This window comes from Neptuniibacter sp. UBA6509, assembly GCA_002435145.1.
Lineage (GTDB): Bacteria > Pseudomonadota > Gammaproteobacteria > Pseudomonadales > Balneatricaceae > Neptuniibacter.
The window spans coordinates 1-6,533 of sequence record DJLT01000118.1; the positions used below are offsets into that span (position 1 = coordinate 1).

Genomic DNA, 6,533 nt, shown 5'->3' on the forward strand with positions numbered 1-6,533 from the left:
GACCTACTGATTACAAGTCAGTTGCTCTACCAACTGAGCTATACCGGCACTGAGGACGCGAATCTTAGGGATTTTTAGCTAACGAAGCAAGCCCCTTTTTCAAAAAACAGAATAAAAACCTAAAAAAATTTAAATTTTCTAAGATACGACTATTCAACTTAGTAAAAATACCTTTAAATCGATAAATACATATCCAACAATCTATTCTTTGCTTTAAAAAGCTTGTTCTAATAAGGGCTCATCATTCTAGCAAGGTGTATCTAAATACTAATTCTTTTGGAGAGAATAATGCAGGCATATCAAGTAATCACACCCGATGGCATTGACGCTTTACAAAAAGTAGAGATAGACACGCCCACACCAGGTCCTGATGAAGTACTCGTCAAAATGAAAGCCTGCTCATTAAACTATCGCGATATTCTAATCACTATGGGTGGGTATGTAAGAAATGATATTCGGCCCATCACTCCGTTATCTGACGGAGCTGGGGAAGTTGTCGCTGTAGGTTCATCCGTGACTGACTTTCAACCCGGTGATCGTGTACTAGGGAACTTCTTCCAAGATTGGGAAAAAGGACAGATAAATGACGCAGGCCTTAATTCAGCCTTAGGAGGAAGTATAAATGGCGTTCTTGCGGAGTATTTCATACTTAAATCAAAATGTACTGTAAAAATACCTGATTGCTTATCCTATGCAGAAGCGGCCACTCTGCCTTGTGCAGCAACAACGGCTTGGCACGCACTTGTTTCTGTCGGAGAACTAAAACCTAATGATACAGTACTACTCTTGGGTACAGGCGGCGTTTCAATATTTGGATTACAAATAGCAAAAGCCCTAAACGCAAATGTCATCATCACATCTTCAAGCGACGAAAAACTTGCTCAAGCTCGCAGCTTAGGGGCAGACCATACAATCAATTATAAAACGCACCCTAACTGGGAAGAAGAAGTGCTTAGAATCACCGACGGTCAAGGTGTAGATAATGTTTTAGAAGTAGGCGGAGCAGGAACCTTCGAAAAATCGTCAGCCTGCGCAAAAACCAACGGAGTTATCTCAGTTATCGGCATTTTAAGTGGTCTAGAAAGCCCAAGCATGAGCCTCATGACTATTTTCAACCTACTACGTATTCAAGGTATTTATGTCGGTAGTACTGAGATGCTGAAACAATTACTTAATGCCGTCGAAACACACAACATTCGCCCACAGATTGATAAGAGCTTCAGTTTTTCCAATGCACAAGACGCATACCAGTGGATGGCGCAAGCCAAACATTTTGGCAAAGTAGTAATAGAAGCAGACTCATAACCTTCGCCGTAAATTGATAGGCATAAAACATGACCCATACGGTCTAAAATAGATCTCTTTTTTAGACCGTAACCTCTTCCTGGCGCCCTCACTTCTTAGACTTTAGAATCAAAAAAAACAAATTAAAACTGATAAAAAACAAAAATTTAGAAAAAAACAGCACATAAGTAGTAATTATTACGAATATATCTTGCAGAAAAAAATACATGTACTATGGTTGTAAGCATTAATACCTAGGCCGGTACAGAGCATGATTAAAGACAGCCCTAACAGCGATGAAAAACAGAACTTAACTAGCTGCAATATCCAAGAACAACCGTTCAAGGAAAACTACCGCTGCTCAAATAATTTGAAAGAAGCGCTTCAGCGCTCGGAACAACTTCTTCATAAAGCCGAACAACTACAAAAAGAACTCAGTAATAGGTTTTATAGTATCAACTAATTCACTTTTGAGGATTTCTAAAGAAGGTCCTCCAGAAACCATGCCGCGAACTCATTGCGGTTGTGTAGACCCGCCTTAGAGTATATTGAGGTTGCCTGTTTTCTCGCTGTTCTGGCACTTGTATTTCTAATAGTAGCGATTTCCTCAAAACTCAGTCCCTTAAGAAGAAAAAAGCCTATTTCCTTTTCACAAGGAGACAAACACCACTCATTAAATTGCCAATTAATTAACTTTATAAAATCCCTTTTACCTTCATTTAACTGCTCACTGACTTTTTCTAACTGAAGTTTCGCTTTATCAAGCTCTGTCAGAAATTGCTCTTTAGCAGATCGCTCCACCAAGCTCTTTTTTAATAAGTACAATATTCCACATATAGACAACAGAAGAAGCATCAGCTCTAACAATATATGCCATATCAAATTGCCGTCTGTTAACGCTTCATATTCATCTAAAAGATCATGACTCACGATAATCGTAATCAAAATTAGATAACAACAGATCAACCGTGCCTCGATAGTTTTACTCAATCCTTACTCCCAATATATCCCTTAAACTCGCAGAAATTGTTCTCTATTCATAAAAAACAACGTTAAGTAAGTACCAATGGAACATCTGCTCCCTACCTATTCACAGAGAATCAACGGATAATTCATTATAGTCTGCATGGTTATTAAGACCAAAAATATCCGCCATGAAGGCTAATGAATAGTGCCAACCATTAACTAACCCATACACAAATACTCTATGACTGAATGTAGTCCTGCTTCTGATTTTTAAGCTTTGTTTCAGTTTGAAGCGATATCCTATTGCTACAAAACCTTAAAGGGGAGCAGATATGAAACGGTCCAGCTTCAACATCTCTACCTTAGCCTTAGTTTACCTCTACTTGCTAAGCACTCACGTAATTGCTGCTGATATCCAAATTCAAGAAGCTATTTGGACGAGCACTAACGCCACATTGAGCCTCAAAGGAGTCGCACCGGATACAACACGAGTAACCATCAAGAACTCTTTTACAAAAACACTCATCGGTCGAATACGTAGTAAAGCTGACGGCACATGGGAATTAACAAGAACAGGACTAACTAAATCACCATGTAAAGTCACGGCAACCGCTAAAAGAAAAAAGGACTCAGCAACCGTCCTAAATGGCTGCGGGAGCTCGGGAGAACCTAATAACAATGACCAATATGTCACTCTTGCTATCAATGACTTAGGTATGCACTGCGCCGATTTAGACTATCAAATATTCTCTATTTTACCCCCTTACAACGTCCTTCACTCTCAAGTGATAAAAAAGGGGAATAAGTACCAAAACCCTAAAATAATGAATCTAGATAAGGTCGATGTATATTACAAAGCGGCCCCTTCAATATTACACACCACAGAAGGGCCTGTTGAAACAATTACAACTACCAGTAAAAATATTCCTAGCGTGGTTTATAAAAGTAATTTTTGGGAGCAAACAGCCCCCAATAAAGTACTCGGAGGTCAAGCCTACAACCCCTTCTATCACGGGTTAGTCGATATTGAAAATGCTCCCCCTCAAGATAAAGGGTTACCTGCTCCTAATGTAGAGCGACTCTATTTGGGAGACGGTACACTTACTGCACATCAACAAGATATGCCTGGTTTAAATAATGAGCCACAGAAATTCGCAGGTTATGTTCAAGACTTTCCCTTCTTTACTCAATACCCTTTTGGCTATATAGCCAGTGAGCTAAACCGGCATACTGCAGAAGGTATTCCTATCCTTCCTGTCACTGATAATAGCTGGGAAAACCCCTATCCATTAATGAAAGTACTCTCGGTTAAAAAAGGAGAGGATCCAAATGACCCAAACAACGAACTCTCAAGTGTTCGCACCACTCTTCCCGTCGCATCTGAAGCTGACTGTCAAAGCTGCCACGCCAACCAAGAGATCTGCGATGAGGCTGGCAGCACCGTTAGCTTTACATGCAACGGCATAGCCTCAGACTTTGTCGATTTAGAAGACTTTGAACCTCTAACGGATACTACAGGGGTTCCCGGCGCGTCAGATCTTGAGCGAGTATTGAATACATCCAAAATTAATATCCTTTTACTACACGATGCAAAACATGCAACCAATCTTAATAACCAGCGCCCTGTTGTTTGCGCGACCTGTCATTATTCACCCGCATTAGATCTTGCACAAATCGGTCCATCCAACGATGCAGGAAAAGAACAACTCGATCACAATTCAATGTCTAGTGTTATGCACAAACATCATGCAGAAACAGGTGAATTCCCAGAGATGCCACCTCCTATTGATGAATTCGGCAATAAAAGAAGCATCATAGAAGCGCGTGAAGTACTACAAGAAACTTGCTACGCATGTCATCCAGGTAAACGCGCACAATGCATGCGAGGTGCGATGACCAAAAGCGGTACAGTTTGCCAAGATTGTCACGGTAATATGGCACAAATAGGCGATGATTTTACAAATGGGGATGGAAAACGTGTTCCATGGGCCCACGAGCCCGGATGTCAATCATGTCATACAGGCGATGCCACCGATAATCTAGCGAATAGTAGCAATGTTATTAAAGCAGATGACGGTATTAGGTTATTACAAGCGTATCGAAAAGGGGACGTTCGCGCTGAACCGATTATGGCGATTAATAGACGTTTTGCTGAAACCATGGATTCAGATAACAAGAACCACCTTTATCGCTTAAGTAAAGGGCATGGAGGGGTTATGTGTGAAGGCTGCCATGGAAGCACCCATGCAATATGGCCTAACCCTCTAGCACTTTCCAATGACAATCAAAATGCAATTGATCTTCAAGGACACGCAGGAACACTAATCGAATGCGATACTTGCCATAACGAAGGTAGCCTAGGCCTAACATTAAAAGGGCCCCATGGTATGCACCCAGTCAACAATCAAACATGGACAAAAGATCATAAAGAGCTTGCCGAACACAATGGAGGGGCGTGTAAAACATGCCATGGTAAAAATGGAGAAGGCACCGTTCTATCTAAAGCCGCACAGAACCGCGTAGGCCTCTGTAAAGATGAAAAAGGAACGCTTTGTTCTCGTGAAGATCAACGACCAACGATTCCAAAAGGAGCTAAAGTCAGCTGTACGATGTGTCATGGTAACTATATAAACGAGTAACTATATAAACGAGTAACCCACTCAACTATCAATATTTTCCTAGAACTAACCATCCCGTTAGGGGCGGTTAGTTCTATAAACCTCAACAGAACTATGTTGATCCACACTTTAGAGTTCAGAAAGTACTGCCAGCATTCCCTAAGCAAACGCAGAAGCAAATACACTTCTCACTGAGATCTCTCTCATGCTACATTTCTCATAATGTTTTATTATGACACCCAGTTGAACAGCTATACATAAGGTCATTCATGTCAGTGCAGAAATTAAAAACTCTAATCTATTTAACCACACTCACTACCTTAGGAAGTTCCTTGAATACACATGCTGCGTCTTTAAGCTGTGTAGAAAAATATAACCTTTACACCCAAGCACAAATTGACTGGCAAAATGACAGTGCAGACGTCGCGATAAAGCTTCTTCCTGATCATATAGAGCGCATTAATCAATACAAAAATGTCCAACTCATCGCTATAGAGCGCCGTAAACTGGCAGTAAGTATTGCATTTGATAATTTTCCTGAGAAAGTCAGTCACTGGGGAAGTATTAACCAATGGATAGATCTATCCCCTGAACTAGAATCTGAGCTCATACGGCGCAGTCCTGAATTTGAAGCCCTCACCTCTGAGTACCAGCAACTCATATCTAAACCTGCTCAGGGCGCGAATAATGACTTTCATCAGACATTCAGAAAAGCCGTACTATCAGATCCCGATTTTTTGAAACTGATGAGTGATTTCGATGCAAAAAACAGAGAAGTTAATTCTCTTAGTTGTGACGCTTAAAAATGCCGCCGTAGGTTAGGTAACCCACGAGCTAAATGTGACTCAAATGAAGATTAAAAAGCAGGACATAGTATTTGGTCCCCACCAAATAGTGCGATATCAGAAACACTGACTTCGTTTCCAAACAAAATAATCTGCTTATCAGTGATACTATGTAATTTCTTACCCTCAAGTTCATAGATCGCACGGACAACCTTATTACCTAAATGAAGCATATCTTCGGCACGTGAAGCCAAGTATTCATCATCCATTGCCTCAAAGGTCTCTACAATACCCATAACCGTTTTTTTGATAGCACTGCGAGTCATTCCACTCGATAATTCATTCTCAAGAGAGTGATTAAAAGCACTATCTTCTAAAAGAAGCTGATATATCTCGAAGATACCAAGAATCTCACCATCAACGCTTTGCCTAACAACCTTTTCCTTTTCCTCTTTTAGCTGAGTTTTAACCAGTGAGTTAACACGAATCTATTCCATTTGAGTCTGATTAAAGTCAGCCCCACTTTCAAATTTAACGTGTTCTAGAGTAGGCAAGTTCAACAAATGGACTCCTCCTACAGTGATACCTGCTGATCCTTTAAGGCCTTGAATAGAGATATTGTGATTTGATTTTTTCCAAAACGGTCTGATTAGGAATTAGCCAAGATAACTGGGCAGCTATAGCGACTAATAAAGCTTCCAAATGAGGTGCTAGTACGCCTGCTTTTTTTGACTGCACAACTAACCCGCCGAGAGAAACGCCTTGTTTAATCAGTGGAACGGCACAGAAACTTTTAAAACGTAATTCCCCAGTTGAAGGAACAAATTCAAATGCATCTTCCTTCACTGCATTAGCAACATTTACGACTGACTTACTCTCT

7 protein-coding genes are annotated in these 6,533 nt (G+C 40.6%); 4 read left to right on the forward strand and 3 right to left on the reverse strand.

All coding sequences use genetic code 11. The features are described from left to right. The first annotated feature begins 288 nt into the window (after nucleotides 1-288). Complete coding sequence (locus tag B4K11_RS15425; protein WP_292955904.1) at nucleotides 289-1,305, forward strand: zinc-dependent alcohol dehydrogenase family protein; 1,017 nt, start codon at nucleotides 289-291, stop codon at nucleotides 1,303-1,305. 250 nt (nucleotides 1,306-1,555) lie between these two features. Further along, nucleotides 1,556-1,747 (forward strand): hypothetical protein, encoded by a 192-nt coding sequence (locus B4K11_RS15430; RefSeq protein ID WP_292955901.1) that lies wholly within the window; start codon nucleotides 1,556-1,558, stop codon nucleotides 1,745-1,747. Nucleotides 1,748-1,764: 17 nt separating this feature from the next. On the opposite strand, the gene B4K11_RS15435 is transcribed toward B4K11_RS15430, so the two are convergent. Then, entirely contained in the window at nucleotides 1,765-2,274 is a 510-nt protein-coding gene (locus tag B4K11_RS15435) for a helix-turn-helix transcriptional regulator (protein ID WP_292955898.1), read from the reverse strand. A gap of 308 nt (nucleotides 2,275-2,582) precedes the next feature. On the opposite strand from B4K11_RS15435, the gene B4K11_RS15440 reads away from it, so the two are divergent. Then, a complete protein-coding gene (locus B4K11_RS15440) occupies nucleotides 2,583-4,889 on the forward strand; it encodes a hypothetical protein (RefSeq protein WP_292955895.1) in 2,307 nt (768 codons plus the stop codon). A 311-nt stretch (nucleotides 4,890-5,200) separates the two neighbouring features. Next, nucleotides 5,201-5,671, forward strand: a complete 471-nt coding sequence (locus B4K11_RS15445) for a hypothetical protein (protein WP_292955892.1) — start codon at nucleotides 5,201-5,203, stop codon at nucleotides 5,669-5,671. A gap of 53 nt (nucleotides 5,672-5,724) precedes the next feature. On the opposite strand, the gene B4K11_RS15450 is transcribed toward B4K11_RS15445, so the two are convergent. Together B4K11_RS15450 and B4K11_RS15455 are read right to left on the reverse strand one after the other, a co-directional pair. Then, nucleotides 5,725-6,141 carry a phosphoenolpyruvate-utilizing N-terminal domain-containing protein gene (locus B4K11_RS15450; protein WP_349680091.1) on the reverse strand — a complete coding sequence of 139 codons (417 nt, stop codon included), beginning with the start codon at nucleotides 6,139-6,141 and terminating at the stop codon, nucleotides 5,725-5,727. 109 nt (nucleotides 6,142-6,250) lie between these two features. After that, on the reverse strand, nucleotides 6,251-6,533 hold a 283-nt coding region (locus B4K11_RS15455; protein ID WP_349680090.1), incomplete at its 5' end, for a GAF domain-containing protein.